25 protein-coding genes are annotated in these 23,959 nt (G+C 72.6%); 16 read left to right on the top strand and 9 right to left on the bottom strand.

Translation table 11 applies throughout. From position 1 onward, the window contains the following. The first annotated feature begins 8 nt into the window (after positions 1-8). The 5 genes from flgL (at position 9) to PD653B2_RS17180 (ending at position 3,786) form a co-directional block, all read left to right on the top strand. Positions 9-908: a flagellar hook-associated protein FlgL gene (gene flgL, locus PD653B2_RS17200; RefSeq protein ID WP_165763518.1), complete on the top strand. Its 900-nt coding sequence runs from the start codon at positions 9-11 to the stop codon at positions 906-908. 53 nt (positions 909-961) lie between these two features. After that, positions 962-1,348 carry a flagellar assembly protein FliW gene (gene fliW / locus PD653B2_RS17195; RefSeq protein WP_242665329.1) on the top strand — a complete coding sequence of 129 codons (387 nt, stop codon included), beginning with the start codon at positions 962-964 and terminating at the stop codon, positions 1,346-1,348. A gap of 27 nt (positions 1,349-1,375) precedes the next feature. Next, positions 1,376-1,612 carry a carbon storage regulator CsrA gene (gene csrA / locus PD653B2_RS17190; protein WP_085873617.1) on the top strand — a complete coding sequence of 79 codons (237 nt, stop codon included), beginning with the start codon at positions 1,376-1,378 and terminating at the stop codon, positions 1,610-1,612. A gap of 171 nt (positions 1,613-1,783) precedes the next feature. Further along, positions 1,784-3,325 (top strand): MDR family MFS transporter, encoded by a 1,542-nt coding sequence (locus tag PD653B2_RS17185; protein WP_085873679.1) that lies wholly within the window; start codon positions 1,784-1,786, stop codon positions 3,323-3,325. Continuing rightward, positions 3,322-3,786 carry a MarR family winged helix-turn-helix transcriptional regulator gene (locus tag PD653B2_RS17180; RefSeq protein ID WP_242665328.1) on the top strand — a complete coding sequence of 155 codons (465 nt, stop codon included), beginning with the start codon at positions 3,322-3,324 and terminating at the stop codon, positions 3,784-3,786. Before PD653B2_RS17185 ends, PD653B2_RS17180 begins: the two co-directional genes overlap by 4 nt. Before the next feature lie 4 nt (positions 3,787-3,790). Here PD653B2_RS17180 and PD653B2_RS17175 read toward each other — a convergent pair whose 3' ends face one another. From PD653B2_RS17175 to PD653B2_RS17165, 3 genes are all read right to left on the bottom strand, one after another. Then, positions 3,791-5,380, bottom strand: coding sequence for a glycoside hydrolase family 13 protein (locus tag PD653B2_RS17175; protein WP_085873616.1), 1,590 nt, complete (start codon positions 5,378-5,380; stop codon positions 3,791-3,793). Between the two features lie 15 nt (positions 5,381-5,395). Continuing rightward, positions 5,396-6,160, bottom strand: coding sequence for a hypothetical protein (locus tag PD653B2_RS17170; RefSeq protein WP_085873615.1), 765 nt, complete (start codon positions 6,158-6,160; stop codon positions 5,396-5,398). A 75-nt stretch (positions 6,161-6,235) separates the two neighbouring features. Beyond that, complete coding sequence (locus PD653B2_RS17165; RefSeq protein ID WP_085873614.1) at positions 6,236-7,573, bottom strand: cryptochrome/photolyase family protein; 1,338 nt, start codon at positions 7,571-7,573, stop codon at positions 6,236-6,238. A gap of 68 nt (positions 7,574-7,641) precedes the next feature. Between PD653B2_RS17165 and PD653B2_RS17160 the strand changes: the two genes are divergently transcribed. The 3 genes from PD653B2_RS17160 to PD653B2_RS17150 all read left to right on the top strand — a co-directional run bounded on the left by PD653B2_RS17160 (position 7,642) and on the right by PD653B2_RS17150 (position 10,404). Next, positions 7,642-8,328, top strand: a complete 687-nt coding sequence (locus tag PD653B2_RS17160) for a metal-dependent transcriptional regulator (RefSeq protein WP_085873677.1) — start codon at positions 7,642-7,644, stop codon at positions 8,326-8,328. Between the two features lie 298 nt (positions 8,329-8,626). Further along, entirely contained in the window at positions 8,627-8,830 is a 204-nt protein-coding gene (locus PD653B2_RS17155; RefSeq protein ID WP_133059083.1) for a hypothetical protein, read from the top strand. Positions 8,831-8,931: 101 nt separating this feature from the next. Continuing rightward, positions 8,932-10,404 (top strand): serine/threonine-protein kinase, encoded by a 1,473-nt coding sequence (locus PD653B2_RS17150; protein ID WP_085873612.1) that lies wholly within the window; start codon positions 8,932-8,934, stop codon positions 10,402-10,404. On the opposite strand, the gene PD653B2_RS17145 is transcribed toward PD653B2_RS17150, so the two are convergent. Beyond that, a complete protein-coding gene (locus tag PD653B2_RS17145; RefSeq protein ID WP_085873611.1) occupies positions 10,379-11,239 on the bottom strand; it encodes a Sir2 family NAD-dependent protein deacetylase in 861 nt (286 codons plus the stop codon). The two genes, PD653B2_RS17150 and PD653B2_RS17145, sit on opposite strands and share 26 nt — an antisense overlap. Then, positions 11,236-11,505: a DUF2277 domain-containing protein gene (locus PD653B2_RS17140; RefSeq protein ID WP_085873610.1), complete on the bottom strand. Its 270-nt coding sequence runs from the start codon at positions 11,503-11,505 to the stop codon at positions 11,236-11,238. Before PD653B2_RS17140 ends, PD653B2_RS17145 begins: the two co-directional genes overlap by 4 nt. 54 nt (positions 11,506-11,559) lie before the next feature. Between PD653B2_RS17140 and PD653B2_RS17135 the strand changes: the two genes are divergently transcribed. Next, positions 11,560-12,732 carry a saccharopine dehydrogenase family protein gene (locus PD653B2_RS17135; RefSeq protein ID WP_085873609.1) on the top strand — a complete coding sequence of 391 codons (1,173 nt, stop codon included), beginning with the start codon at positions 11,560-11,562 and terminating at the stop codon, positions 12,730-12,732. Between the two features lie 24 nt (positions 12,733-12,756). Here PD653B2_RS17135 and PD653B2_RS17130 read toward each other — a convergent pair whose 3' ends face one another. From PD653B2_RS17130 to PD653B2_RS17120, 3 genes are all read right to left on the bottom strand, one after another. Further along, positions 12,757-13,161 (bottom strand): hypothetical protein, encoded by a 405-nt coding sequence (locus tag PD653B2_RS17130; RefSeq protein ID WP_085873608.1) that lies wholly within the window; start codon positions 13,159-13,161, stop codon positions 12,757-12,759. 539 nt (positions 13,162-13,700) lie between these two features. After that, positions 13,701-14,288, bottom strand: a complete 588-nt coding sequence (locus tag PD653B2_RS17125) for a cupin domain-containing protein (RefSeq protein WP_085873607.1) — start codon at positions 14,286-14,288, stop codon at positions 13,701-13,703. A 49-nt stretch (positions 14,289-14,337) separates the two neighbouring features. Continuing rightward, the gene (locus tag PD653B2_RS17120; RefSeq protein WP_085873606.1) at positions 14,338-15,021 is read right to left on the bottom strand and encodes a cyclase family protein; all 684 of its coding nucleotides are present in this window, start codon (positions 15,019-15,021) and stop codon (positions 14,338-14,340) included. A gap of 96 nt (positions 15,022-15,117) precedes the next feature. On the opposite strand from PD653B2_RS17120, the gene PD653B2_RS17115 reads away from it, so the two are divergent. Genes PD653B2_RS17115 through PD653B2_RS17100 form a run of 4 tightly spaced genes read left to right on the top strand, consistent with a single transcriptional unit; the run spans position 15,118 to position 19,500 of the window. Continuing rightward, positions 15,118-16,695, top strand: coding sequence for a purine-cytosine permease family protein (locus PD653B2_RS17115; protein WP_085873605.1), 1,578 nt, complete (start codon positions 15,118-15,120; stop codon positions 16,693-16,695). A gap of 53 nt (positions 16,696-16,748) precedes the next feature. Then, the gene (gene speB, locus PD653B2_RS17110; protein WP_242665327.1) at positions 16,749-17,726 is read left to right on the top strand and encodes an agmatinase; all 978 of its coding nucleotides are present in this window, start codon (positions 16,749-16,751) and stop codon (positions 17,724-17,726) included. Continuing rightward, on the top strand, positions 17,723-18,148 hold the full coding sequence (locus PD653B2_RS17105) for a YybH family protein (protein WP_165763516.1): 426 nt from the start codon (positions 17,723-17,725) through the stop codon (positions 18,146-18,148). Before speB ends, PD653B2_RS17105 begins: the two co-directional genes overlap by 4 nt. Beyond that, a complete protein-coding gene (locus PD653B2_RS17100) occupies positions 18,148-19,500 on the top strand; it encodes an NAD-dependent succinate-semialdehyde dehydrogenase (protein ID WP_085873603.1) in 1,353 nt (450 codons plus the stop codon). Before PD653B2_RS17105 ends, PD653B2_RS17100 begins: the two co-directional genes overlap by 1 nt. Positions 19,501-19,569: 69 nt before the next feature. Here the strand turns inward: PD653B2_RS17100 and PD653B2_RS17095 are convergent, their stop codons facing one another. Continuing rightward, complete coding sequence (locus tag PD653B2_RS17095) at positions 19,570-20,448, bottom strand: LysR family transcriptional regulator (RefSeq protein WP_085873602.1); 879 nt, start codon at positions 20,446-20,448, stop codon at positions 19,570-19,572. A gap of 160 nt (positions 20,449-20,608) precedes the next feature. On the opposite strand from PD653B2_RS17095, the gene gabT reads away from it, so the two are divergent. From gabT to PD653B2_RS17080, 3 genes are read left to right on the top strand one after another with little or no spacing between them, the layout of a single operon-like run. Continuing rightward, positions 20,609-21,937, top strand: coding sequence for a 4-aminobutyrate--2-oxoglutarate transaminase (gene gabT / locus PD653B2_RS17090; RefSeq protein WP_242665326.1), 1,329 nt, complete (start codon positions 20,609-20,611; stop codon positions 21,935-21,937). Further along, positions 21,934-22,497, top strand: a complete 564-nt coding sequence (locus PD653B2_RS17085) for a Glu/Leu/Phe/Val family dehydrogenase (protein ID WP_085873600.1) — start codon at positions 21,934-21,936, stop codon at positions 22,495-22,497. Before gabT ends, PD653B2_RS17085 begins: the two co-directional genes overlap by 4 nt. Then, positions 22,494-23,951 (top strand): NAD-dependent succinate-semialdehyde dehydrogenase, encoded by a 1,458-nt coding sequence (locus tag PD653B2_RS17080; RefSeq protein WP_085873599.1) that lies wholly within the window; start codon positions 22,494-22,496, stop codon positions 23,949-23,951. Before PD653B2_RS17085 ends, PD653B2_RS17080 begins: the two co-directional genes overlap by 4 nt. Positions 23,952-23,959 lie beyond the last annotated feature (8 nt).

Below are 23,959 nucleotides of genomic sequence, written 5' to 3'. Positions count from 1 at the left end.
CCGTGCGGATGACCCAGGGGATGTTGAGCAACCAGGCCCTCACGGGCATGCAGACCGGCCTCAACCGCCTGGCCAAGGTGCAGGAGCAGCTCACCACCGGCCGCATCATCAACCGGCCCTCGGACGACCCCACCGGCGCGACGTCGGCGATGCGGATCCGTGGGTCGCTGGCCGACCAGGGCCAGTACGTCCGCAACGCGGACGACGGGCTGGGCTGGCTCAACCAGATCGACTCCTCACTCTCGAGCGTCACCGACCAGGTCCGCCGGGCCCACGACATCGCGCTCCAGGGCGCCAACACCGGCTCGCTCGGCCCGGCTGCGCGCGAGGCGCTGGCGACCGAGGTCGACCAGATCCGGGCCGGGCTCGCGTCGACCGCGAACTCGACGTACCTCGACCGGCCGGTGTTCGGCGGGATCACCGCCGGCTCGGCGGCCTACGCGGTCGACCCCGGCACCGGGGCGGTCACCTACCTGCCCACGGTCGTGACGACCGGGGGCGTGGGTCGCATCGTCGCCGAGGGCGCGAAGATCCGGGTCGACGTCGAGGGGCCCACGGCGTTCGGGCCTGACGGCGACTCCGTCTTCGACCACCTCACGGCGCTCGCCACGGCGCTCCGGGCCGGGGACACGAGCGCGATCATCGGCTCGGTGAGCACGATCGAGGCCGACGGCAAGCGGATCACCAACGTGCAGGCCGACGTCGGTGCCCGGACCAAGCGGATCGAGCAGGCCCGGACCGCCGCGAGCGACGCCCAGCTGGGCCTGACGTCCTCGCTCTCCGAGGTCGAGAACACCGACATCGTGCGGGCCACCGTCGACCTGAAGCTCCAGGAGGTCGCCTACCAGGCTGCCCTCGGCGCGACCTCCCGCGTCATGCAGCCGAGCCTGATGGACTTCCTGCGATGATGGGCGCGCCCGGTACGACGATGGCCCGGACGACCCGACCCGCTGGAGACCCCGTGACCGACGTCCCCGTGATCGAGCTGGTCCGGCCGCTGCCCGGCTTCCCCGAGCTGACCCGCTTCGCGCTGGTCCAGCTCGACGACGCCGGCGAGCTCTGCAGCCTGACGTCCCTCGACCAGCCGGGGCTGCGCTTCCTCGTGGTGCCGCCGGACCGCTTCTACCCCGACTACGCACCCGTCGTCGACGACGCGATCGTCGCCGACCTCGAGATCGGCTCCGTCGAGGACGTGCTGGTCCTGGTCGTCCTGACCGCCGGACAGTCGCTCGCCGACACGACCGCCAACCTCGCCGCGCCGGTGCTCGTCAACACCGCGACCCGTCGTGCGGTGCAGGTGGTCCTCGACGAGCCGGGCCTGCCCGTCGCGGCCCCGCTGCTGGGCTGATCGGGCGCCAGCCCGTACCGTGATTCCATGCTCGTTCTCAGTCGTCGCGCCGGTGAGAGCATCGTGCTGGGTGACGACATCACCGTCACCGTCCTCGAGGTGCGCGGTGACGTCGTTCGGATCGGCATCGACGCGCCCCGCTCGCTGAAGGTGCACCGGGCCGAGCTGCTCGCCCAGCTCGAGGAGAGCAACCGGCAGGCCGCGTCGCCCAGTGAGGACGTCGTCGCCGAGCTGTCCCGCGCTCTGGGGCGCGAGCGCGACTGACCCGCTCCACCTGCGCCGATGGGGGGTGTCCTGCGTCTCATCGGTTGCCGATGTCAACCGTTCGGGAATATAGTTGTCCGCGACAACCTTTTACCGATCGTGAATCGAGCTTCCGTGTCCCAGGCGTCACCCGCCCCCGTCGCTGCCCCGCCCTCGGGTGAGGCCGGTCAGATGACCCACCGCCAGATCCTCGAAGCCCTCAGCGGCCTGCTCCTGGCCATGTTCGTCGCGATGCTGTCGAGCACCGTGGTCACGAACGCGCTTCCCCGCATCGTCAGCGACCTCGACGGCAGCCAGACCGGCTACACCTGGGTCGTCGTCGCCACCCTGCTGGCGATGACCGCCACCACCCCCATCTGGGGCAAGCTGTCCGACCTCTTCAGCAAGAAGCTGCTGGTCCAGCTCGCCCTGGTGATCTACACGATCGGCTCGTTGATCGCGGCCCTCGCTCCGAGCATGGGGGTCCTCATCGGCGCCCGCGTGGTGCAGGGCCTCGGGGTCGGCGGCCTCACCGCCCTGGTCCAGGTCGTCATCGCGACGATGGTGTCGCCGCGCGAGCGCGGCCGGTACTCCGGCTACCTGGGCGCCGTCTTCGCCCTCGCCACCGTCAGCGGGCCGCTCATCGGCGGCGTCATCGTCGACTCGGCCCTCGGCTGGCGCGGCTGCTTCTTCGTCGGCCTCCCGTTCGCGGTGGTCGCCTTCTTCCTGCTCCAGAAGACCCTGCACCTGCCCGTGGTCAAGCGTGAGGTCCACATCGACTACCTCGGTGCCACGCTCATCGTGGCCGGCGTCTCGATCCTGCTCGTCTGGGTGAGCCTCGCGGGCAACCAGTTCGCCTGGGCGTCGGGCACGACCGCGCTCCTCGTGGCCGCCGGGATCGCGGTCATCGCGGCCGCGATCTACGTCGAGGCCCAGGTCGCGGTCGAGCCGATCATCCCGCTGCGCCTCTTCAAGGACCGCACCATCGCCCTGGCCACGACCGCCTCGGTGATGATCGGGGTCGCGATGTTCGGCTCCACCGTCTACCTGAGCCAGTACTTCCAGACGGCGCGCGGCATGAGCCCGACCGCGGCCGGCCTGATGTCGATCGCGATGGTCGGGGGCCTGTCGATCTCCAGCGTGGTGAGCGGCCGGGTCATCAGTGCGACCGGTCTGTGGAAGCGCTGGCTGGTCGGCGGCATGGCCCTGGTCGTCGTCGCCCTCGGCCTGCTCGGCACCATCGACGAGACCACCAGCCTGGTGGCCATCGGGGCCTTCATGGCGATGCTCGGCATCGGCCTCGGTGCGACCATGCAGAACCTCGTGCTGTCGGTGCAGAACAACGTCAAGATGGCCGACATGGGATCCGCCAGCTCGGTCGTCGCGTTCTTCCGCTCGATGGGCGGCTCGATCGGAGTCTCGGTGCTCGGCGCGCTGCTGGCCTCGCAGGTCGCGGCCAACGTGGCGTCCGCGACCGGCGGGTCCGTCGACCACGAGAGCCACGAGGTGCCCGACATGAGCACGCTCTCGGGGCCGGCCCGGCGGATCGTCGAGCACGCGTTCGGCGAGTCGTTCGGCAACATCTTCATGATCGCGGCGCCGTTCGCGCTGATCGCGCTCGTGTGTGTCCTCTTCATCCGCGAGGTGCCGCTGCGCACGTCGAACCTGGACGCCGAGGCCGTGGCCTCGCCCGAGGTGGCGGCCGAGCTGCACGATGCGAACGTGAGCAAATGAGCGCGGCGATGCGCACGGCGACGACCGCCCGGGCCGACCTGCTCGGCGGCCTCGAGGAGGAGGTCGGCGTGATGATCCGCCGGATCCGGCGGGTCATCGGCGAGCGGGCCCGCGCCGTGCACCCGGACCTGCAGTCCTCGTCGTACCTCATGCTCTCCTGGCTCGCCCAGCGCGGACCGCAGCGGTCGTCCGCGATGGCGGAGGCCTTCGGCATCGACAAGGGCGCGATCAGTCGCCAGGTCCAGCACCTCGTCGACCTCGGCCTGGTCGACCGCACGCCCGACCCGGCCGACGGCCGCGCCACGCTCGTGTCGGCCAGCGTCGACGCGGGCGCCCGCCTCGCCGAGGTCAAGGACGACCGCCGCCGCTGGCTCGACGACCGCCTGGGGGACTGGCCGGACGCCGACCTCTCCGAGTTCGTGCGGCTGCTCGGCCGCTACAACGCGGCGCTCGACGCCTGACCGATCAGGTCAGCCAGACGGCGGTGTCGGCCGGCAGCTCGGCGTCGACCGGGCCGCTGGCCATCAGCACCTCACCGGACGGCAGTGCCACCGGCTCGGTGCCGCAGTTGAGGACGACCGTGACCGGCCCGCGCCGGAAGGCGAGCACGTCGTCGCCCGCGTCGAGCAGCTCGATGTCGTCGCCGGCCGTCGTCGCGAACGTCCGCCGGGCCGCCAGCGCCGCCCGGTAGAAGGACAGCGTGGAGTCGGGATCGGCCGTCTCCGCCTCGACGGTCAGCTCGGCCCAGTCGTCCGGCTGCGGGATCCAGGGCTGGCCGGTGCCCGGACCGAAGCCGTACGGCGGGGCGGTGCCGCTCCACGGGATCGGGACCCGGCAGCCGTCGCGGCCGGGCTCGCCGGTGCGCAGCCAGAGCGGGTCCTGGCGGAACTCGGGCTCGACCTCGACCTGCTCGAGCCCGAGCTCCTCGCCCTGGTAGACGTAGGCGGACCCCGGCAGCGCGAGCATCGTGAGCGTGGCGGCCTTCGCGCGGGCCAGCCCGACGGCGCCGCCGCCGTACCGCGTGGTGTGGCGCACCACGTCGTGGTTGGACAGCACCCACGTCGGCGAGGCGCCGACGGGCGCGACCGCCGCGAGGGTGCCGGTGATGACGTCGGAGAAGGCCTGCGCGGACCAGGGCGCGAGCAGCCAGGCGAAGTTGAAGGCCTGGCTGAACTCGTCGGGGCGGACGTAGCGCGCCATCGACTCGGGTGTCTGGGTCCACGCCTCGGCCACCATCATCCGGTCGCCGTCGTACTTCGCGAGCACCTCGTGCCAGCGGCGGTAGACCTCGTGCACCTCGGGCTGGTCCCACATCGGCTCGTCGACCTCGGTGAGCTCGACCATGGACTCGCCGGCGGACGCGTCCCGGACCGGCTCCTCGCCCGCGGCGCGCACCTGGTCGCGCAGGGACTCCACCTTGAACAGGCCGTGGGCGACGTCGACGCGGAAGCCGTCGACCCCGCGGTCGAGCCAGAAGCGGAGCACGTCGACGAACATGTCGCCGACCTCCGGGTTGCGCCAGTCGAGGTCGGGCTGGCTGGAGTCGAAGAGGTGGAGGTACCACTGGCCGTCGGGCACCTGGGTCCAGGCGGGGCCGCCGAAGACGGACTTCCAGTTGTTGGGCGGGTTGTCGTCGACGCTGTCGCGGAAGAGGTAGCGCGCACGCTCGGGGCTGCCGGGCCCGGCAGCGAGGGCCGCCTGGAACCAGACGTGCTCCTCCGAGGTGTGGTTGGGCACCAGGTCGACGATCAGCTTGAGGCCGTGCTCATGGGCGCGCTCGACGAGCTCGTCCGCGTCGGCGAGCGTGCCGAACAGCGGGTCGATGTCGCGGTAGTCGGCCACGTCGTACCCGTGGTCGCGCTGCGGTGACGTGTAGAAGGGCGACAGCCAGATCGCGTCGACGCCGAGGTCGCGCAGGTAGGGCAGTCGTGCCGTGACGCCGGGCAGGTCGCCCACGCCGTCGCCGCTGCCGTCGGCGAAGCTGCGGGGGTAGATCTGGTAGGTGACGGCGTTGCGCCACCACTCCTGCGCGTCCATTTGATCGTTCAAACTCATGCCTCCCATCGTAGATCAGGCGAAGGCGGCCGGGTCGACGGCCACCCACACGTGCTCGGCCCGGGCGACGACCCGGCCGTCCGAGTCGTGCAGCGTCGACGCGGTGAAGGTCTTGCGGCCGTCGCTGCCGAGGGCGAGGCCCACCACCACGTGCTCCTCGCCGACCACCGGCAGGGCGTCGACCCGCGCCGTCATCCGGGCCAGCACCATCAGCCGCTCCTCCAGGTCGCCGGCCCAGCCGCCGATGCAGTCGAGCGCGGCCCAGGTCACCGCGAGCGACGCCCGCGGCGTGTCGTCGAGAGGGCTGGGGACGTCCTCCGCGACCGTCGGGTCGGGGGTCCACGTCGCCGCGACCCGCGCGGCGCCGTCCTGGTCGTCGACCCGGCCCGGGAAGATCCGCAGCCCGTCGTCGCGGTCGACGCCACAGGCGAAGCAGGTCGGGAACGGGTGGAAGGACAGGCCGGCGTACGACGCCTCCGCGGCCCGCGCCACCTCGACCGGGACCGGCTCCACCAGCGTCGGCTCGGCGTCGGTCGGCTCGGCCCGGGCGACCACCTCGCCGTCGAGGGTGGCCTCGGTGGCGCCGTCGCGGGTGACCACCGGCATCGGGGTGTCCAGCGGCGGCGGCTTGCGCAGCGACACCGAGACTGCCGGCCACGGCTCCGCGCTGTCGTCGGGAACGGCGGCGCCGACCAGCGCGGCGAGGGCGCCGGCCGTCCAGCCGCCGTTGCCGGAGGACGGAGGGCCGCAGAAGCGGCGGGGCACCAGCAGTTCGGGCATCTCGCACACGCTGGCATGCCGACCCGCCTCAGGTCCACCCCGTCGGCGCACGCGGTCGGCCGTCGCGGACCAGCGTCAGCGGATCTCCTCCCAGCGGGCCAGGGCCTCGAGCCGCTCGGCGGCGTGGTCGACGACCGGTGCGGGATACCCGGCGGTCGCGCGGTCGTCGGGGCTCGGGTCGTGCGGGTCGCGGACGTCGGCGAGCTCCGGGACCCAGCGGCGTACGTAGCGGCCGTCGGGGTCGAACTTCTTGCCCTGCGAGGTCGGGTTGAAGACCCGGAAGTACGGCGCCGCGTCCGTGCCGCAGCCGGCCGTCCACTGCCAGCCGTGCTGGTTGGACGCGAGGTCGCCGTCGACCAGCCAGCGCATGAAGTGGCGGGCGCCGTGCTGCCACTCGACGTGGAGGTTCTTCACCAGGAAGCTCGCGACGATCATCCGCACCCGGTTGTGCATCCAGCCGGTCGCGAGCAGCTGGCGCATCCCGGCGTCGACCACCGGGAAGCCGGTCCGGCCCTCGCGCCACGCAGCGAGCCCCGCGCCCGGCTCGTCGTACCGCATCCGCGCGAAGGCGGGCTTCAGGTAGTCGCGGGCGGTCTCCGGGCGCGCAGCCAGCACCGCGGCGTAGAACTCGCGCCAGGCCAGCTCCTTGCGGTACGTCGCGGCGCCCGTGCTGCGGAGCCTCGCGAGGTCGGCGAGCAGCGTGCGCGGGTGGACCTCGCCCCACTTGAGGTGCACCGACATCCGGGACGTGCCGTCGACGCCCGGCCGGTCGCGGTGCTCGTCGTACTCCGCGACCCGGTCGAGGAAGTCCGCCCACCGCGCGCGGGCCGCGTCCTCGCCGGCCTCGGGCAGCGCCAGCCCCTCCGGCAGGTCGGGGTCGGGGATCTCGACGGTGCTGCGGTCGGTGAGCCCGACCCAGGTCGCCCCGGACGGCGGGTCGACCGGGGCGCGCCAGCCGTGCTCGGCCCAGGCCCGGTGGAAGGGCGTGAAGACCTGGAACGGGTCGCCCGCCCCCGTTGTCACGCGGCCGGGCGCGACGGCGTACGGCGACCCGGTGCGCACCAGCTCGATCCCGTGCTCGGTCAGTGCCCGCTCGACGGCCGCGTCGCGCACCCGGCCGTAGGGGCCGAAGTCGGCCGCCACGTGGACGCGCTCCGCGCCGACCTCCCGGGCGGCGTGCACGACGGCCCGGACGGGGTCACCGCGCACGACCGACAGCCCGGCGCCACCCAGGGAGGCGTCGAGCGCGCGCAGCGAGGCGCCGAGGTAGGCGCGGCGGCTCGGTCCGGCCGGCTCCCAGAGGGCCGGGTCGAGCACGAAGAGGGGGAGGACGTCGCCGTCGGCGCACGCCTCCAGGAGGGCGGGGTTGTCCCCGAGTCGCAAGTCGCGTCGGAACCACATCACGGCAGGCATCGCGCTCCAGCCTGCCAGCGCCGTGGGTGAGCGGCCCGCTCTCAGGTTCGATGCGCAAGAATGTGCAGGTGAGCGACCTGATCGACACCACCGAGATGTACCTCCGGACCATCTATGAGCTGGTCGAGGAGGGCATCGTCCCGCTGCGTGCCAGGATCGCCGAGCGTCTCCACCAGAGCGGCCCGACCGTCTCGCAGACCGTCGCCCGGATGGAGCGCGACGGCCTCCTCACCGTCGAGGGCGACCGGCACCTCCAGCTCACCGACGAGGGCCTGCGGCTCGCGACCCGGGTGATGCGCAAGCACCGCCTCGCGGAGCGGCTGCTGACCGACGTGATCGGGCTGGAGTGGGAGCTGGTGCACGAGGAGGCGTGCCGCTGGGAGCACGTGATGTCCGAGACGGTCGAGCGGCGGCTGCTGCAGCTGCTGGACCACCCGACGGAGTCGCCGTACGGCAACCCGATCCCCGGTCTCGACGAGCTCGGCGAGATCGAGGTCGGCGAGGAGTTCATGGAGGGCGTCGAGCCTCTCTCACGGGCGGCGGGCCCCGACGAGGGCCGGGTCCTGGTCCGCCGCATCTCGGAGGAGATGCAGAAGGACGAGGTGCTGATGAGCGCGATGCGTCGGGTCGGCGCGCTGCCGGACAAGACGATCACGGTCGTCTCGACCGCCGAGGGCGTGCTGGTCGGGTCGGGCGGCGAGACCGCGGAGATCGTGCCCGAGGCGGCAGACCACATCTTCGTGCGCAAGCTCTAGCGCCGCTGCACTAGTCAGGTCCCGCCTCAGGAAGTGACTCGCATCACGAGATGTCGGCATTTTGTGGACATTTCTTTCACATTTTGTGGATATTGAGAGGCCGCTCGCCGCTTAGGGTCTTCTCGGCTGCTCTCGGGGACAGACAGCCACACCGTCGGTCGGGCGCTGACGTAGGGGGATCATGATGGAGTTTCTCGAGCTGAACGGGCCTGCCCGTGTGGAAGGAAACCACTTGCTGGTCGTGGCTCACACGCGGACCAAGCTGACGCGAGGACTCGACCACGGCGAGGCTGTCGTGGTGCGGACGTCGACAGGCGAGCTCCACGCTGCGCGCGTGCTGGACATCGGGTTCGAGCCCGAGGACACCATCTACACCCTCGACGTGGGCGCGCGCCTGCCCGAGGACCTCGCCCGCGAGCGGGTGGCCGGCCTCGACGCCGACGTCCACGACCTGGCGCTCCACGAGCTGGTCGACCTGCTCGGCGAGCTCGTCCACGACTAGAACCTCTGCGGTCAAGGCCCCGGACACAGCCGCTGACGCCCCGGACGACGCTGCCGCTCCGCGGAGGCGTACGTCGAGGCCCGACCGGGTAACGACGGGGGATGTCCCCCGAGATCATCGCCGGCCGCTACCGCGTCGAGCGTGCCGCCGGCCGCGGCGGCATGGGCACCGTCTGGCTCTGCCGCGACGAGGTGCTCGGGCGTGACGTGGCCGTCAAGGAGGTCGGGGTGTTCCCCGGCGAGTCGGTGCCGGACCTGGCCCGAGCGCTGCGCGAGGCCCGGTCGTCCGCGGTCCTGAACCACCCGCACGTGGTCTCGGTCTACGACGTCGTCGAGGCCGACGACCAGATCTGGCTGGTCATGGAGTTCGTGCCCGGCACCACCCTCGCCGAGCTGATCGCCCGTGAGGGCCGGGTGGACCCGGCCCGGGTCGCGGCCATCGGAGCGCAGGTCGCGGACGGGCTGGCCGCCGCGCACGCGCGTGGCACGGTCCACCGCGACGTCAAGCCCGGCAACGTGCTGGTCGACGGCGACACGGCGAAGATCAGCGACTTCGGGATCGCGCGCACCGACGGTGACGCCCAGCTCACCCGGTCCGGACTGGTGACCGGGACGCCCCTCTACTTCTCGCCCGAGCTGGCTCGCGGCGAGGACGCCACGCCCGCCTCGGACGTGTGGGCGCTCGGCGCGACCTTGTACGCCGCGGTCGAGGGCACGGCGCCGATCGCGGACCGGGGCAACGCGATCGCGACCCTGACGGCCATCGCCGGGGGGCGGCCGGCGCTCCCGGAGCACGCGGGCTTCCTCCGGGACGCGATCGGCCGGATGCTCGACCCCGACCCGCAGTCGCGCTGGTCGATGGCGGACGCCGCCCACGCGCTGCAGCGCCTGCACCGCCAACACCGCCCGCCCGGCACCTTGGAGACCACGGCCCCCGTCGCCGCCGCGATAGTCCCTGACGATCCCGGGGTCGTCGAGCCCGTGACACCCCCGGAACGTCAGGGAGTATCGGCCCGGCCGGTCGCCACCTCGCCGCGGCGGCGCTCCCGGGGTCCGCTGCTGGTCGCCGGGGCCGTCGTGCTCCTCCTCGCGGTGATCGTCACGGCTGTGCTGCTCGGTCGTCCGGACGACTCCGCCGACGTCTCCGCACCCGGCGCGCCCGACAGCAGCCGTAGCCCGCGCGCCGAGAAGCCCGACCCGACCACGAGCGCGCCGACCGAACCGGAGACGACGGCCACCGCCTCGGCCGAGCCGTCGGTCACCCCGCCCGCTCCGGCCGAGAGCGCCGGGAGCGCCGAGCAGACGGTCGTCGACTACTACGCCCTGCTGCCCGACGACACCGAGGCCGCCTGGGAGTTCCTCGGGCCGAAGGCCCAGGACAGTGCCGGTGGGTACGGCGGGTACTCGGGCTTCTGGGAGGGCGTGGACAGCGTCACCGTCGACGGCACCCGTCGAGACGGCGACCTCGTCCTCGTCGACCTGACCTACAACGGCGACGACCCGGAGACCCGGCAGCTGGTGGTCACCCGCGCCGGCGACGGCTGGCAGATCAGCGAGGACCGGGGGCCCCTCTGACCTCCGCCAGCTCGCTCAGCAGCTCGCTGCACCCGACGTCGAGCTTGTACGTCGCGAGCTCGTCGCCGCGGGTCTGCCCGCGGTTGACGATCACCACCGGCACGCCGGCCTTCGCGGCCCGCCGCACGAACCGCAGGCCGGACATCACCGTCAGGCTCGAGCCGGCGACCAGCAGCGCGCCGTGGGTGTCCGCGAGCGCGTCGACGGCGGCGTAGCAGCGCTCGACCCGGGCGGGCGGGACGTTCTCGCCGAAGAACACGACGTCGGGTTTGAGGACGCCGTCACAACCGGGGCAGTCCGGCACCACGAACCCGGCCGTGTCGTCGAGCTCGACGTCGCCGTCGGGGCGCACCTCGACCTCGAGGTGCCGCTCGGCGAAGCCGGGGTTCAGCCGGGTGAGCCGCTCCTGGAGGTCGGCCCGGGTCGAGGTCGCCCGGCAGCCCAGGCAGACCACGTCGGCGATCCGGCCGTGCAGGGCGACCAGCCGCGGCGTCCCGACCCGCTCGTGCAGGCCGTCGACGTTCTGCGTGATCAGCAGCCCGGGCGCGATCCGCGCGAGCGCGTGATGACCCGGGTTCGGGTCGGCGCGCCTCATCCGGCTCCAGCCGAGGTGGCTGCGTGCCCAGTAGCGCTGCCGGGCCGCCGGGCCGGAGACGAACTCCTGGTAGGTCATCGGACTCGGCCCCCGTGAGGTTGAGCCGGCGGGCCTCGGGCCCCGGTAGTCGGGGATCCCGGAGTCGGTCGACAGGCCGGCGCCGGTCAGCGCCACGAGAGGCCGCTCGCGCAGCAGCGCGAGCGCCTCGCCGTACGCCGTGGTCGAGGGGGCGAGCGTCAACGCGCGTACCGGAGCTCGGCCCGGGCGCGGGCCTTGGCCGCCTCGACCTCGCGGTCCTTGGGTGGCGCGGTCGTCACCAGGTCGTCGAGCAGGTGTTCGGTGATGTGCGCGATCTCGCGCACCGCGCGGTCGAACACCTCCTGGTTGGCCTGGGACGGCTTCGTGGTCCCACTGACCTTGCGGACGTACTGCAGCGCAGCGGCGGTGACCTCGTCGCGGGTGGCCGGCGGCTCGAAGTTGTTGAGCGGGCGGATGTTGCGGCACATGGTCCGAGCCTACGTCGCTCGATCATGCGTGGGGTCGCCTGAGAGAGTGGCCGCATGGCTGACGCACGCGACTTCGACCTGGTCCTCTTCGGGGCCACCGGCTTCACCGGCGGTCTCACCGCCGAGTACCTCGTCCGGCACGCGCCCGCCGGCCTGCGCTGGGCGCTGGCCGGACGCAACCCCGAGAAGCTGGAGTCCGTCCGGCACCGGTTGGCCGCGATCGACCCCGCGGCGGCGGACCTCGCGCTGCTGCACGCCGACGTCACCGACGCCGCGTCACTGGCCGACGTCGCCGCCCGGGCCCGCGTCGTGATCACGACCGTCGGCCCCTACCTGGCGTACGGCGAGCCGCTGGTCGCCGCCTGCGCCGGCGCCGGCACCGACTACGTCGACCTGACCGGTGAGCCCGAGTTCGTGGACAGGATGTACCTCGCCCACCACGCCACCGCTGAGCGCACCGGCGCCCGGATCGTGCACGCCTGCGGCTTCGACTCGATCCCGCACGATCTCGGCGCCATGTTCACCGTCCAGCAGCTCGCGCCCACCGGGCCGGTGCAGGTGCGCGGCGTCGTCCGCGCCGCCGCGATGTTCTCCGGCGGCACCTTCCACTCCGCGATGGGTGCGTTCTCCCGGGTGCGCCGCTCGAGCGCGGTCCACCGGGAGCGGCGCCGGGCCGAGCCCCGTCCCGAGGGCCGCCGCTCGCGCGCGGTCGCGGGCAAGCCGCACCGCGACGCGCAGCTCGGCTACTGGCTGCTCCCGCTGCCCACGCTCGACCCGATGGTCGTCGCCCGCAGCGGCGCCGCCCTGGCGTCGTACGGCCCCGACTTCACCTACTCCCACTTCGCCGGCACCAAGACGCTGCGGTACGCCGCCGGCGCGGCCGGCCTGGTCACCGCCATGTTCACGGCCGCGCAGGTGAAGCCGCTGCGCAACGTCCTGCTCGGCCGGATCAAGCAGGGCGCCGGCCCCGACGAGAGCCGCCGGGCGAAGTCGTGGTTCACCGTCGACTTCGTCGGTGAGACCGACGGACGCAGCATCCACACCCGCGTCTCCGGCGGCGACCCCGGCTACGACGAGACCGCGAAGATGCTCGCCGAGTCGGCGCTGTGCCTGGCCTTCGACGACAACCCGACCACCGCCGGGCAGGTCACCACCGCGCAGGCGATGGGTGCCAACCTGCTGGCCCGGCTCCAGGCGGCGGGGATCACGTTCGAGGTCGTGGAGTGACGGCTGGTCCGATGCTCCGCCTGGTCAGGACGCGTCACGAGGTCGCGACCGGAGGTCGACGGCTCGGTCGTCGCGGTCCGGGGCGTCCTCGAACGCGGCGAGCTCCACCTGCCGGGCGAACTCCTCGAAGGTGAAGCCCCCGACGTCGAGGCTGTCGATCACCCGTCGGGCGCGCAGCAGCGCGGCGTGTTCGTTGTAGAGGCACAAGCGCCGGAACTCGGCGTCGCGCAACTCGGGCGGCACCTCGCGCTCCCACTGGTTGTAGAAGTTCAGGCACTCGTGTCCCCGGCGGATCACCCAGCCGTCGCCTGCGTCGGCCACGGTCAGGCACCATCGCGACCGGCTGGGATCCTCGACCTTGTCGTACCCGGACGGAAACACGGTGTACGTGCTGACCCGGTAGGTCGGCGTCGGGGGAGCAGGTGGCATCCCCGAGGATCCTCGGGGCCGAGGACGTCTGTGGCCGATGATCATCGTCTTCTCCGAATCACGGGACACGCGGCGAGAACGGATTGCCCACCCGGCCGCCGCGCTCTGACACCCGCTTCCTCCCATCGAGGGCGGGAAGGGCCCGCGCCGTGAGCCGCGGCGCCTTGCTGCCTGTGGGGGGACAGGAGCAAGGCGCCACGAGGGTCGGCTGGCAACCCGACCTCGATGGTGACACCGGGAGCGCCCGCCCCGGCCCACCTCGGCGCGACTTTGCGCAATTCGGCCTCTCGACCGCGCTCCGCGGCTCATCGAGCGCGATCCGGGTGACCCGGCCCACGGTCCATCCGTGCAGCGGACCCGGTTGGTGGCCCAGGTAGGAGTCGAACCTACGACCTTTCACCTACGGTTCTGGCAGCCACCCCGAGGGGCGGCACGGGCGGTGGGGCTACGGCGCCGATCGCACCCGGACGCCAGAGACCGGGACGGTCACGGCACCTGAGGGGGGCGGTGGAGGAGTCGCCGCCCTTGGCGCGACCGTCTCAGGCGCTGCCGCTCCAGGGCGCCGGCAACAGCACCCACACGATCTCGGCGGCCCGCGAGCTGCTGGGGTTCTCCCAGGTGTGGGGCTCGCCTCCGCGCATGGTCAGCGCGTCCCCGGCGGCCAGCCGCTCACGCCGGTCGGCGAACACGACGTCGATGCTCCCCTTGAGGATGTAGACGACCTCGATGTCGCAGTTGATCGTGTAGAGGTCCGGCCCGCCGGTCGCGCCCGGCTCCGCCGTGGTGTGCACCAGCTGGACGCGGGGCTGACCGCGGGGCGTCATCAGCTTCTCGCTCACCCCCGTGCCGCCGAGGTTGATCGCAGGTGCGGTGTCGCGGCGGATCAGGTCGACGTCGGGCGCGGTGAACAGCGATCCGGGGTTGATGCTCATCACCTGGCAGAGGGTGATCAGCGACGCCACGCTCAGCGACGTCTCGTCGCGCTCGACCCGGCTGACGAAGCCCTTGGTCAGCCCGGCCGCGGTCGCCAGCTGGTCGAGGGTGTAGCCGTGTGCCTTGCGGGCCGCCCGCAGCCGTGCTCCGAGGCGCGCGCCGTCGGAGGTCGGGGAGACCGGCAGGGGTCGCAATCGGGCTCCTCGGTCTCGCTGGGCTGATGATCTACGGCTGGGGGAGAGGCTATCCGGACACGCCGTCGGCGACCTGCAGGGCCACCGCCCGGACCGGGGCGCCGTCGGCCGCCTCGAGCGCGATCGGGAAGCAGGACACCACGGGGTCCGGCCAGTCGATCGCGCCGACGTTGCGGAAGTTCTCCCCGATGACGCCGCCGGCCTCGGCGATCAGGTGGTGCACGGGGAAGCCCTCGCCCGGGTGGTCGTCGTCGGGCGTCTCGTCGATGTTGATCGCGTCGATGCAGATCGTCCGCACGCCCGCCTCGAGGATGCGGCGGGCGGCGTCGGCGTCGAGGAAGGGGTTCTCGAAGTAGGTCGCCGTGCCGTAGTGCTCCGACCAGTCGGTGCGCAACAGCACGATGACGCCGGGCGCCAGCCGGTCGGCGATCGGCGCGACGTGCTCGTCCCACGTGATCCGCCCACGCGGGCCGGCGCCGGTCGCGTCCACCACGACCGCGGGCCCGAAGAAGCGCGCCAGCGGGAGCTCGTCGATGCGTGGGGTGTCCTCGTCGAAGTGGTAAGGCGCGTCCACGTGGGTGCCGGACTGCGAGCCCATCGAGACCGAGAGCAGGTTGAACCCGTCGCGCTCGACGGTGCTGTGCACCGTCAGCCGCGGCTCCGGGTCTCCGGGGTAGACGACCGTGCCCGCGCCCACTGGTACGGACAGGTCGACGAAGCGAGTGATCCTCACGGGCAACAACTATTGCATGTGACGAAACCTGTGGCTAGCCTCACTGATCGTTCGGCGCACCGACGCGAGCCGACGACCAGACACCGGGAGGGCCTGATGGAGATCGACGAGCAGCAGTACGACGTGGGCCGTGGGAGCACCCCCGCGATCGAGCGCCCTCGTATCACCGAGGTCGAGCAGCACGGCATCGACACGATCCCCGCCGAGCACCGGCACTCGCGGCCGCTCGACCTGTTCCGCATCCAGTTCGGCGGCGCGAACACGTTCGCCACCGTCATCCTCGGCACCTTCCCGGTGCTGCTCGGCCTCTCGCTGGAGCAGGCCCTCCTGGCCACGATCACCGGCGTCGTGGTCGGCACGCTGTTCCTGGCGCCGATGGGCCTGTTCGGGCCGCTGACCGGCACCAACAACGCAGTGAGCTCGGGCGCTCACTTCGGCGTCCGCGGCCGGGTCGTCGGCTCGTTCCTGTCGCTGCTGACGGCGGTCGCGTTCTACTCGATCTCGGTGTGGGTGAGCGGCGATGCCGTGGTCGGGGCGCTCGTCCGGCTGACCGCCGTCGAGGACTCCGACCTGCTCCGTGGCGCCATCTACGCGATCCTCGGTGCGATCGTGATCGTGGTGGTCGTCTACGGCTACGCCTTCATGCTGCTGGTCAACAAGGTGGTGGTCTTCGGCAACACGGTGCTGATCCTGCTCGGCGTGCTCGCCTACTACGGGCAGATCGACTGGGGCTACGACCCCGGCCCGTCGGCCTACGCCCTCGGCTCCTTCTGGCCGACCTTCGTCCTGTCCGCCTTGATCGTGATGGGCAACCCGATCTCGTTCGGCGCGTTCCTCGGCGACTGGTCGCGCTACATCCCCGCCGGCACGCCCGCGAAGCGGCTGCTCGCCGCCACCTTCGGCGCCCAGCTGATGACGCTGGTCCCGTTCTTCTTCGGCGTGGTCACCGCGACGCTGGTCGCCGGGCAGGTCGACTACATCATCGCGCTGATCAACATCTCGCCCGCCTGGTACGCCGCCCTGCTGATCCTGGTCGCGTTCCTCGGCGGCCTCTCCACCGGCATCACGTCGCTCTACGGCACCGGCCTGGACTTCTCCTCGGTGTTCCCGCGGCTGTCGCGGGTGCAGGCGTCGCTGTTCATCGGCTCCATCGCGTTCGTCTTCATCCTGGTCGGCCGGCTGGCCTTCAACCTGATGGACAGCGTGAACGCGTTCATCGGCGCGATCGTCATCTGCACGACGCCCTGGATGGTGATCATGACGATCGGCTACATCGTGCGTCGCGGCCACTACAGCCCGAGCGCCCTCCAGGTGTTCAACCAGGGCCGGCGCGGCGGCGCCTACTGGTTCCACGGCGGCGTCAACTGGCGCGGCATGGCCGCCTGGATCCCCGCGGCGATCCTGGGCTTGCTGTTCGCGAACTACCCGCCGCTGATCGAGGGCCCGTTCCGCAACGCCGCGGGCGGAGTCGACCTCAGCCTCGTGGTGGCGATCGGCGTGGCCGCCGTCTCCTACCTCGCGCTGATCGTGATCTTCCCCGAGCCGCGCTACGTCTTCGGCCCCGAGGGCCCGCGCGGCGTACCCGCCACCGACGCCCCCATCCCGGAGGTCGTCGACGACCACGGGGCCTCCGTGCACCGGGCCAGCCGGCGCACGACCCTCCTCGAGGACTGACGGCCACCGCCGTTCCTCGCCCCTGCAGGTCTCGGAAAGAGAGGCAATCCTCCGTGTCACAACCGCCCCGCATCACCACCGGCGGCCGCGTCGGCCAGGTCGACGCCACCGTGGTCCCGCGCTTCGCGGGCCCGGCCACGTTCGCGCGGCTCCCGCGCATCGACGAGGTGTCCGACGTGGACGTCGCCGTCGTCGGCGTGCCGTTCGACGCGGGCGTCTCCTACCGGCCGGGCGCCCGCTTCGGGCCGGCCCACGTGCGCGAGTCGTCGCGGCTGCTGCGGCCCTACAACCCCGCGGCCGACGTCGAGCCGTTCGCCACCCAGCAGGTCGTCGACGCCGGCGACATCGCGGTGAACCCCTTCGACCTCGAGACCGCGATCGGCCAGATCGAGGCGGGCGCCCGGGATCTGCTCGAGCGCAGCGATCGGCTGGTCGCCATCGGCGGCGACCACACCATCGCGCTGCCGCTGCTGCGCGCCGTCGCCGCCAAGCACGGCCCGGTCGCCGTGGTCCACTTCGACGCCCACCTCGACACCTGGGACACCTACTTCGGGGCCGCCTACACGCACGGCACGCCGTTCCGCCGCGCGTCGGAGGAGGGCCTGATCGACCGCAGCGGCTGCCTGCACGTGGGGACCCGCGGTCCCCTCTATGCCCGCCAGGACCTGGTCGACGACCGCGAGCTCGGCTTCCACATCGTGCCGAGCGTCGAGATCGACGACATCGGTGCTCGCGGCATCGCGGAGCGGATCCGCGAGCGGGTGGGGGAGCGCCCCGTCTACCTCTCCGTCGACATCGACGTGCTCGACCCGGCGTTCGCGCCGGGTACCGGCACGCCCGAGGCCGGCGGGATGACGAGCCGGGAGCTGCTGGCGGTGCTGCGCGGCTTCGCCGACCTGAACCTGGTCGGCGCCGACCTGGTCGAGGTCGCGCCGGCCTACGACCACGCCGAGGTCACCGGCATCGCGGCGGCCCACGTCGCCTACGAGATGCTGTCCGCGCTCGCGCCGCGCGGGGAGGAGGGCCGGTGAGCGTGGAGAACGCGGTGCTCGACTCGGCCCGGGTGCTGGTCGAGGCGTTCGGCGCCCACGACACCGAGGCGTACTTCGCGAGCTTCGCGCCCGACGCGACGTTCGTGTTCTACACGCACGACGCGCCGCTGCGATCGCGCGCGGCGTACCGGGAGCTGTGGACCGGTGGGGAGCAGGACGGTTTCCGGGTCCTGTCCTGCGCCTCGTCCGACCAGCACGTCCAGGTGCTCACCGACGACCTCGCGGTGTTCACCCACCAGGTGCGTACGGTGGTTCGGACCGGATCCGCGGAGGAGTCGCTGGACGAGCGCGAGACCATTGTCTTTCGCCGCGAGGCCGGCGGGAGCTGGGTGGCCGTCCACGAGCACCTGTCGCCCGCGGCCCCCGACACCGCCGAGGCACGATCCGACAAGGAGCAGTGATGACCCAGTCCGCACTCCAGTACGCCGTCGTCGATCCCGCGACCGGCGAGCAGGTCAAGGTCTATCCGACCGCCACCGACGCCGAGGTGGTCGACGCCGTCTCGCGCGCCCACGAGACGTTCCGCTCCTGGGCGCGGAAGGCGAGCGTGGCGGACCGCGCGGCGCTCGTCGGCCGGGTCGCGGAGCTGCACACCGAGCGGCGGCAGGAGCTGGCCGAGATCATCGTCCGGGAGATGGGCAAGCCCCTGGAGGACGCCCTGGGCGAGGTCGACTTCAGCGCCGCGATCTACGCGTTCTACGCGGAGAACGCGGAACGGTTCCTGGCCGACGAGGAGGTCGGCCTCCTCGAGGGCGAGGGCAGCGCGGTGGTGCAGCGGCGCCCGCTGGGGGTGCTGCTCGGGATCATGCCGTGGAACTTCCCGGTCTACCAGGTCGCCCGGTTCGCCGGCCCGAACCTCGCGGCGGGCAACACGATCGTGCTCAAGCACGCGCCGCAGTGCCCGGAGTCGGCGGCCGCGCAGGAGCAGCTGTTCCGCGACGCCGGGTTCCCCGAGGGTGCCTACGTGAACGTCTACGCCACCAACGAGCAGGTCGAGACGATCATCGCCGACCCGCGGGTGCAGGGCGTGTCGCTGACCGGCTCCGAGCGCGCCGGCGCGGCCGTGGCCGAGATCGCCGGGCGGCACCTGAAGAAGGTCGTGCTCGAGCTCGGCGGCTCCGACCCGTTCATCGTGCTGAGCACCGACGACCTCGACGCGACCGTGGAGGCCGCGGTCGCCGCGCGGCTCGACAACACCGGCCAGGCCTGCAACGCCGGCAAGCGGGTCATCGTCCACGAGAGCCTGTACGACGACTTCGTCGCGAGGTTCACCGAGCAGATCCTGGCCACGCCCCCGGCCCCGCTGTCCTCGGAGGCCGCCGCCGCGCGGCTCGAGCAGCAGGTCGGGTCGGCGGTCGCGGAGGGTGCGACGCTGGAGACCGCCGGCGAGCGCAGGGGCGCCTGGTACGCGCCGGGGGTTCTCACCGGCGTCCGCCCCGAGCACGCGACCTACCGCGAGGAGCTGTTCGGCCCCGTCGCCATGGTCTTCAAGGTGCGCGACGAGGACGAGGCGGTCGAGGTCGCCAACGACACGCCGTACGGTCTCGGGTCCTACGTGTTCACCACCGACCCGGAGCAGGCCCGCCGGGTCGCGGACCGGATCGAGGCCGGCATGGTGTTCATCAACGGCGTCGGCGCCGAGGGCGCCGAGCTGCCGTTCGGTGGCGTCAAGCGCTCGGGCTTCGGCCGCGAGCTCGGCCGGTTCGGCATCGAGGAGTTCGTGAACCGCAAGCTGGTGCGCACCGTCCGCTGATGCCCAGGACGCCGAGTCGGCGCTGTCTGATCGACGACGGCGCCGACTCGGCGTTCCTGCGCAGCACACCTACCCGTAGCGCTCCGTGGTGAAGGCCGCGATCCGTTCGGCCATCTCGCGCAGCGTGGGGGCGGCGGGGTGGCGGCGGTCCCAGACCGCGTGCAGGTCGAAGCGCAGAGGCGTACCGGCGGCGTCGACGACCGGGAGCTGGTGCAGGTCGAAGCGGGGGTCGTCGGAGACCAGGGCGACGCCACGACCGGCGGCGGCCAGGGCCTGTGCGACCGTCCCGTCGCTGGCCTCGACCTGGGTGCTCCAGGCGAGCGCCGCGCCGGCCGCACCGGCGGCTTCGATGGCGGCGCGAGCCAGGAAGCCGCGCGGCGGCACGATCACGGTGGTGGCGCCGAGGTCCTCGAGGGTCACGGTGGCCCGCTCGGCCCAGGGATGGGACGCCGGCACGTACGCCCACACCGGGAACGAGCCAACCCGCGCGCTGTCGAGGGCGCCGACCCCGGAGGCGGCGCTGATGACGAGGTCGGCCCCGCCCTCGACGGCGCGGGCCGCGTCCTGCCCCTCGGTCGTGCGGAGGTGCGGCGTCGGGTCGTCCTCGCGGAGGGTGGCGACGAACGGCGAGATGACGTCGGCCAGCGTGGTGGCCGACGCGGCGATGGTGATGTCGTGGAGCCGCCCCGCCGCGATGTAGCTGGCCGCGGACTGCAGCTCGGCCGCGTCGTCGAGGCAGCGGCGGGCCAGCGGCAGCAGCTGCCGGCCGGCAGCCGAGAGCGCCAGCCGGCCGCGGGCCCGGTCGAAGAGGGTGACGCCGAGCTCCGACTCGAGCTGCTGCAGCGTCCGTGACAGCGCGGGCTGGGCGACGTGCAGGCCGGCGGCCGCGGCACTGACGGTGCCCCGGTCGGCGACGGCGACGAACGCCCGCAGGCTGCGCAGCTCCATGGCGCCCTTCTATGCCGTTTCGGCATGGGATCTAGTCCCAACCAGTGTTGGACAGTCTAGGCCCGGCGGGCGGACCATGGACCGGACACCCGCAGGAACATCGCCGGCATCCGCGCCGAGGACACCCACCGGGCCGCCGCAGCACACCGAGGAGCAGCACGTGACCATCGCCCAGGAACGCCGACTCGTGACCCCGATCCCGGGACCGGTGTCCCAGGAGCTCGCCGCCCGCAAGCAGGCGGCGGTCGCCACCGGTGTGGGTGCGACCATGCCGGTCTTCGTCGCGGAGGCGGCCGGCGGGATCGTGGTGGACGTCGACGGCAACCACCTGATCGACCTCGGCTCCGGCATCGCCGTGACGACCGTCGGCAACAGCGCACCGCGCGTGGTCGACGCCGTCCGCGAGCAGGTCGGCCGGTTCACGCACACCTGCTTCATGGTCACGCCGTACGAGGGCTACGTCGCGGTCGCCGAGAAGCTCAACGAGCTCACCCCCGGCGACCACGAGAAGGCCACCGCGCTGTTCAACTCCGGCGCCGAGGCCGTCGAGAACGCGGTCAAGATCGCGCGCGTCCACACCGGCAAGGACGCGGTCGTCGTGTTCGACCACGCCTACCACGGCCGCACGAACCTCACGATGGCGATGACCGCCAAGAACATGCCCTACAAGCAGGGCTTCGGCCCGTTCGCCGGCGAGGTCTACCGCGCGCCGCTGTCCTACCCCTACCGCGACGGCGAGCTCGCCGACGGCGCGGCCGCGGCCCGCCGGGCGATCGACGTGATCGAGAAGCAGGTCGGTGCGGACAACCTCGCCGCGGTCGTCATCGAGCCGATCCAGGGCGAGGGCGGCTTCATCGAGCCGGCCACCGGCTTCCTGCCGGCGCTGGTCGAGTGGTGCCGCGCCAACGGCGTCGTGTTCGTGGCCGACGAGGTGCAGACCGGCTTCGCGCGCACCGGCGACCTGTTCGCCTGCGACCACGAGGGCGTCGTCCCCGACCTGATCGTCACCGCCAAGGGCATCGCGGGCGGGCTGCCGCTCTCCGCGGTCACCGGTCGTCGCGAGATCATGAACGCCACCCACGTCGGCGGCCTCGGCGGCACCTACGGCGGCAACCCGCTCGCCTGCGCCGCCGCGCTGGGCGCCATCGAGACGATCGTCGAGGACGACCTGGTCAACCGCGCCGGCAAGATCCAGCAGCTCATGGTCGGCCGGCTGCGCGACCTGCAGAGGCGCGATGACCGCATCGGCGACGTGCGCGGCCGCGGCGCGATGATCGCGGTCGAGCTGGTCCGACCGGGGACCACCGAGCCCGACGCCGACCTGGCCAAGAGCATCGCCGCGCACGCCCACTCGCGCGGCGTGATCGTGCTGACCTGCGGCACCTATGGCAACGTGATCCGCTTCCTGCCGCCGCTCAGCATCTCCGACGAGCTGCTGGACGAGGGCCTGGACGAGGTCGAGGCCGGCCTCGCGGCGGTGCCCCGATGACGATCGCACCGCCCGCGCCGACCGCGGCGAGCGACCAGTACGGCGCGGTGCGCGCTGCCGGCGGCCTGGACCTGCCCGCCCTCGAGGCGCACGTCGACGAGCACGGCACGGTGGTCGGGTTCTCCGGCTCCGAGCCGATCCCGGGCGACGACCTGCTCGAGCTCGACGTCGACCTGCTCGTGCCGGCCGCCGTCGAGGGCGTCCTGCACGCCGACAACGCCGGCAACGTGTCCGCGCGCGTCGTCGTCGAGGGTGCCAACGGTCCCACGACGGCCGACGCCGACGAGCTGCTCCGGGACAACGGCGTCCTGGTGGTGCCCGACATCCTCGCGAACGCCGGAGGCGTGCTCGTCTCCTGCTTCGAGTGGGTGCAGGCCAACCAGGCCTACTGGTGGAGCGAGACCGGGGTCGAGGCGCGCCTCGCCGACCGGATGACCGCCGCCTGGCACCACGTCCTGACCGAGGCGGAGCGGCGTCGTACGACGCTGCGCACCGCCGCCACCTGCCTCGCGGTCCACCGGGTCGCCGAGGCGCACCGCCAGAGAGGGCTTTACCCGTGACCGACCGGGCCCAGCAGATCGACAAGCTCGACCCCGCCCTCGCCCTCGTCATCGGCGGCGAGCGCCGCGCCGGCGCCGACGGTACCTTCGAGGTCGACGACCCGGCGACCACCGCCGTGATCGCGACCGTCGCCAACGGCGACGTCGCCGACGCGACCGCCGCGGTCGACGCGGCCGCGGCGGCGTTCCCGGAGTGGAGCAGCACCTCGCCCCGGCAGCGCTCGGACGTGCTCCGCCGCGCGTACGAGGCGATGCTCGACGACAAGGACCGGCTGGTCGAGCTGATCAGCGCCGAGAACGGCAAGTCGCGCGCCGACGCGGCCGGCGAGGTCGTCTACGCGGCCGAGTTCTTCCGCTGGTTCAGCGAGGAGGCCGTCCGCCACGACGGCGCGTACGCCGAGGCGCCGGCCGGCGGCGTCCGCAACCTCGTCACCCACAAGCCCGTGGGCGTGGCCGCGCTCGTGACCCCGTGGAACTTCCCGGCCGCCATGGCGACCCGGAAGCTGGCCCCGGCCCTCGCCGCGGGCTGCACCATGGTGCTGAAGCCGGCCGCCGAGACCCCGCTGACCGCGCTCGCCGTGAGCGACCTGCTGCACGAGGCCGGCGTGCCGGCCGGTGCGGTCAACCTGGTCCCGACCCTCGACGCCGCGGGCGTCGTGAGCACCTGGCTGTCCGACGAGCGGGTCCGCAAGATCTCGTTCACCGGCTCGACCGGCGTCGGCCGGGTGCTGCTGCGCCAGGCCGCCGACCGCGTCGTCAACGCGAGCATGGAGCTCGGCGGCAACGCGCCGTTCGTCGTCGCGGACGATGCCGACCTCGCTGCCGCTGCCGACGGCGCGATCATCGCCAAGTTCCGCAATGCCGGCCAGGCCTGCACCGCCGCCAACCGGTTCTACGTGCACGAGTCGGTCGCCGAGCAGTTCCTCGAGGAGCTCACCGCGCGCACCGCGAAGCTGCGCGTCGGGCCGGCTGAGACCGGCGCCGACCTGGGCCCGATGATCACCCGCCGCGCCGCCGACCGCGTCGAGGCGGCCGTCGAGCAGGCCGTCGCCGAGGGCGCCACGGTGCGCTTCCGCGGCGAGCGGCCCGACGCCGAGGGCTACTTCGTCCCGCCGGTCATCCTCGGTGACGTGGCTCCCGAGGCCAAGATCGTGGCCGACGAGATCTTCGGCCCGGTGGCGCCGGTCGTCGTGTGGCGCACCGAGCAGGAGCTGCTCGAGATGACCAACGCGACCGAGTACGGGCTCGCGGCGTACGTCTTCTCCCGCGACCTCCAGCGGGCCATCCGGATCGCCGAGCGCCTCGACGCCGGCATGATCGGCGTCAATCGCGGTTTGGTGTCGGACCCTTCCGCGCCGTTCGGCGGCGTCAAGCAGAGCGGCCTGGGCCGGGAAGGTGCCCGCGAGGGGCTCAAGGAGTTCCAGGAGACGCAGTATCTCAGCGTCGGTTGGTGACCGGCGCG

Source organism: Nocardioides sp. PD653-B2 (assembly GCF_002117935.1).
In the GTDB taxonomy this organism is placed as follows: domain Bacteria; phylum Actinomycetota; class Actinomycetes; order Propionibacteriales; family Nocardioidaceae; genus Nocardioides.
The sequence above is the reverse complement of the archived record's forward strand: the minus strand, read 5'-3'. Positions and strand labels throughout refer to the sequence as shown.